Raw genomic sequence first — 3,878 nt, 5'->3', positions numbered from 1 at the left:
TTTCAAAAGAAAAAGGGCTTTCTTTAATTACATTATACCTTCATCGCCTACATCCCATATAACCCCTCCTAAAAAACCTTAAAAATCAAAAAATCTTAAAACAAGGAGGTAAAAAATGAATAGAGAAAAAATGAGGTATCTTAAGCCAGCGGTAGGGTCATTGGAAGATTTCCATGCCTGGTTTGCCGCAATATTTGCTGCCGTGGCAGCAGTAGCTGCTGCAGCAGTTGCAGCTGTATCTGCTACAGCGGCTAAACAGATGAATCAGCTGGCAGCTCAGAGAAGGGCACAAAATGCAAGGGCTAGAAGGGCTTATGGAATAGGAATATTATGAAATAAGCCGGGAAAGAGTGAGAAAGGTAGGGGTTGTAAGTAAAATAATTTCTTTATCCTTTCAATCCCTACCTTAAAAAACTAGGAGGTAAGATAAAATGCCAAGCGAGTATCAAAAGTTAATGGAGGATGTAAATCCTTTAAAAAAAGAGCCTGTGCCGGTAAAAGGATATAGGCTTACTTGGAAAAGTATGGAAGGAAAGAAGTATCTTAAGGCTTATGAGGAAAAAATTAAAGATTTTACAGAAAGAAAGATGTTGCCTTCAAAATATTTCTCTGCACCTTTAGGGGTTCAACTGGAATTGACCAATGCCTGTAACCTAAAATGCATTCAGTGTTACAATAATTCGGCAAAAAAACTTCCTGATGAGTTGACTATATCAGAATGGGTAGATATAATAAAGAAATTAGGGAAAATGAGAATATTTGAATGTGTTATTTCAGGGGGAGAACCTTTGCTTTTAGGAGAAGGCTTATTTACGATTATGGAGGCACTTTCAGAATACGATATTCTCATATTATTTATCACCAATGGATGGCTTTTGGACAGGGATATATTTAAGAGGCTGAAAAATTATAGCTATCAACAAATACAAATTAGTATAGATGGCTCTACTCCCGAGATCCATGATGAAATAAGGGGTATAAAAGGAAGTTGGGAAAGGGCGGTTTATGCCGCTAAAATGGTAGCAGATAGTGGAATTCCTTTGGTGATCGCCCATACCTTAATGAATAAGAATTTTTATGAGCTTCCTCAAATGATAGATCTGGCGGCTGAAATTGGGGCAATAGAGTTTATTACAGAGGAGGCTGTTTTTACAGGAAGGGCTGCATTGATTTATAAGGATCTCAAGCTAAAGGAAGAACAGAGGAAAGAATTTTATGAGATAATAGAATCTAAATCTAGGGAATATATAAACTGCATGGCCGTAAGACTTTCTATAGATCCAGCTCTATCTCTTCGGATAATGCGATTAGAGCCAAATAAAGGCTATATCATAAGGCCATCGGGAAATGTTAGATTGGATTGCACCGCTCCCTTTAAACTAGGTAATATACGGAAAAACTCATTGGAAGAGATTTGGAAGGTTGGAAGAAGAGCCTGGCAAGATGAAAGGGTAGATAGATTTATTGAACATGTCCAAACTAACGATGATTTAATAAGATTTGAAGATACGATTCCATTTGTTACGGAAGATATCTCAATAGAGGAGGAATTATGATGAATATAGAGGAGTTAATATTAAGAGAGAAGCCTAAAAGAAAAGAGAGGTTGCTCTATCGCAAAGAACCCGAGGGAATGGGGGTAGTTCTTAATAAAGAATTAGGCACAATTGATTATTTAAACCCGACAGCTGCCACCATCTTTGAACTATGCAATGGGGATAAAGAAATTAAAGAAATTGTGGAAGCTTTATTTGATAAATTTGAGATAGTAAATGAGAAATCAGAAATCATAAAAGATGCGATTAAATGCATTAGGGATCTTGAAGGGAGAAGATTGGTGAAACATTGCTAGGCAATATTAAAAAGGCTATTATTTTATGGCTGATTGGTAGTTTAACAATTATAACAGCTGTTCAACTTTACTATAAAATTTCGTATTTCCTTATAGGTTTTCTCTATTTAAATCTCTTTTTTGAAATAATAGTAGGGTATTTTTATGGCCTTCAAGAGCTAAAAGTTAATTCAAGCGATAAGGACCAGAGATTAAAAGGGATGAGTAATGAAAATTTTTCTCATTTAATAAAAGTTAATGGGTCAAATCCCTTATTCCTCTTATTTAAACTTTTTGTATTTTTTTGTTTACCCACATTATTAACTGAAGTCTCTATTTTCCTAATTTTATCCATTTTTCTAAAGCTATTAGAACTTTCAAAGGGATTTAATCTATTATGGAGTGTCTTCTTGTACTTACTTTTATTTCATTTTTTCTCTTGGATGCATGAATTTGCCCATATAATTGTTGGCAATTTCTTTCAAGCAATAAAATATGTAGTTAAAATACCCATTATTAAGTATAAGCTATTTGAGATATGTTTAGGAGGAGGGATGGTTACAAAATCTGAATTTCGTTCTGACAGTTTTGGGAAAAGGCTATGTTGTTCAGGAGCAGGCCCTTTAACAGATTTTATACTGGGGTTGTTCTTTTTAATTTTTTATTCCTACACCAACCTTCCTTTATTTTACATAGGCTTTATTATAAACATCTCATTACTTTATCTTAATCTTCTTCCATTAACGATAGGAGGAATGCCATTCGATGGAAAAAATATTACCCAAGAATTGGCCTTCTTTACTATAAATAGGTATGGAGTAAAAAAAGATGTCTATATTAAAAATAGAAAGATTAACCAAGGAATATAAAGGATTTTGGGGAAAAAGAATTTTAGCAGTAAATAATGTTGATCTAGAGGTAGAACAAGGAGAGGTATTAGGACTTTTAGGTCCTAATGGAGCAGGAAAAACAACGATTATAAAGATGATCTGTGGTTTAGTAAATCCTACAAGGGGAAATATTTCAATTGGGGGTTACAATATAATTAAAGAAAGGAGAAATGCCATAAAGGCAATCGGAGCGGTTTTGGAAGGAAGCAGAAATGTTTATTTAAGACTAACCCCTTATGAAAATTTAAGGTATTTTGGCAATATTCGTGGAAAGACAACCAAAGAGATAAAGAAAAGGATTGATGAATTATTGCATTTTTTTAATCTTTATGAAAGAAGGAATGAATTAACCCAGAAGCTTTCAAGGGGTATGCAACAAAAGCTATCTATTGGCGTTGCTTTAATTACTGATCCCTCCTTACTTCTATTGGATGAACCTACATTGGGATTAGATCCCCATTCTTCAAAGGAATTGCAGGAGATGATTATAAAAATTGCAAAAGGGGAAAGAAAAACAATACTTATTGCTACACATCAGATGGAGGTTGCTCAAACAATCTGTAATAGAATAGCGATAATAAATAAAGGGAGAATAATTGTTTGTGATGAGATAGAAAGGCTTTTAACCCTATTTTATGTTTCTCATTATGAGTTTAAAATACCGGGAATCTTAGATATAGAATGTAAGGAGAAATTAAATAAGATTCCATATCTTGAAATCAAAGAAAATGGAAGTGAAACTTGCTTAAGCGTTAATATAAAAGATTCTAAAGATTTTTATGAAATTATTGAGCTCTTAAAATCATACAATGTATGTATCGCTGAAATTAATAAAAAAGAGGTGGATTTAGAAAAGATTTACTTCCAGCTAGTAGATAGATGAGGGATTTTTTATTGATTATTAAGGCAGAATTGAATATGGAGTTTATATTTCTAAAAAGGTATCCTTTAGAGACAATTACAAGTTTTTGTATAGTCTTTTTGCTTTTTATGGGTATGTTTTTTGGTGCAAAGATGATGGTAGGTAAGGATCTAGTGCCCTGTCCGATAAAAGAGGTATAATAACTTGACATTACAATAAAATCTTGCTATAATAATATTATGGCAAGAAAATCTGTAAGAATTGAATTAAATCAGGAAGAAAGGAAAGAGATAGA

6 protein-coding genes are annotated in these 3,878 nt (G+C 33.3%); all 6 read left to right on the top strand.

Annotated elements, in window-relative coordinates; translation table 11 throughout:
• Window positions 1–115 precede the first annotated feature (115 nt).
• The 6 genes from AB1630_11065 to AB1630_11040 all read left to right on the top strand — a co-directional run bounded on the left by AB1630_11065 (window position 116) and on the right by AB1630_11040 (window position 3,783).
• Complete coding sequence (locus AB1630_11065) at window positions 116–334, top strand: hypothetical protein (GenBank protein ID MEW6104332.1); 219 nt, start codon at window positions 116–118, stop codon at window positions 332–334.
• Window positions 335–431: 97 nt separating this feature from the next.
• The gene (locus tag AB1630_11060; protein MEW6104331.1) at window positions 432–1,556 is read left to right on the top strand and encodes a radical SAM protein; all 1,125 of its coding nucleotides are present in this window, start codon (window positions 432–434) and stop codon (window positions 1,554–1,556) included.
• Complete coding sequence (locus AB1630_11055) at window positions 1,553–1,852, top strand: PqqD family protein (GenBank protein ID MEW6104330.1); 300 nt, start codon at window positions 1,553–1,555, stop codon at window positions 1,850–1,852. Before AB1630_11060 ends, AB1630_11055 begins: the two co-directional genes overlap by 4 nt.
• A gap of 422 nt (window positions 1,853–2,274) precedes the next feature.
• The gene (locus AB1630_11050; GenBank protein ID MEW6104329.1) at window positions 2,275–2,700 is read left to right on the top strand and encodes a hypothetical protein; all 426 of its coding nucleotides are present in this window, start codon (window positions 2,275–2,277) and stop codon (window positions 2,698–2,700) included.
• The gene (locus AB1630_11045; protein ID MEW6104328.1) at window positions 2,660–3,604 is read left to right on the top strand and encodes an ABC transporter ATP-binding protein; all 945 of its coding nucleotides are present in this window, start codon (window positions 2,660–2,662) and stop codon (window positions 3,602–3,604) included. The genes AB1630_11050 and AB1630_11045 overlap by 41 nt, the downstream gene beginning before the upstream one ends.
• 11 nt (window positions 3,605–3,615) lie before the next feature.
• The gene (locus tag AB1630_11040) at window positions 3,616–3,783 is read left to right on the top strand and encodes a hypothetical protein (GenBank protein MEW6104327.1); all 168 of its coding nucleotides are present in this window, start codon (window positions 3,616–3,618) and stop codon (window positions 3,781–3,783) included.
• The last annotated feature ends 95 nt before the right edge of the window (window positions 3,784–3,878 follow it).

The organism is bacterium (assembly GCA_040753555.1).
Classification (GTDB): Bacteria; UBA9089; UBA9088; order UBA9088; family UBA9088; genus JBFLYE01.
The sequence above is the reverse complement of the archived record's forward strand: the minus strand, read 5'-3'. Positions and strand labels throughout refer to the sequence as shown.

Coding starts and splice junctions, on each gene's coding strand:
- AB1630_11050 (MEW6104329.1), top strand. CDS start 2,275: ATGCATGAATTTGCCCATATAATTGTTGGCAATTTCTTTCAAGCAATA.
- AB1630_11065 (MEW6104332.1), top strand. CDS start 116: ATGAATAGAGAAAAAATGAGGTATCTTAAGCCAGCGGTAGGGTCATTG.
- AB1630_11060 (MEW6104331.1), top strand. CDS start 432: ATGCCAAGCGAGTATCAAAAGTTAATGGAGGATGTAAATCCTTTAAAA.
- AB1630_11045 (MEW6104328.1), top strand. CDS start 2,660: ATGTCTATATTAAAAATAGAAAGATTAACCAAGGAATATAAAGGATTT.
- AB1630_11055 (MEW6104330.1), top strand. CDS start 1,553: ATGATGAATATAGAGGAGTTAATATTAAGAGAGAAGCCTAAAAGAAAA.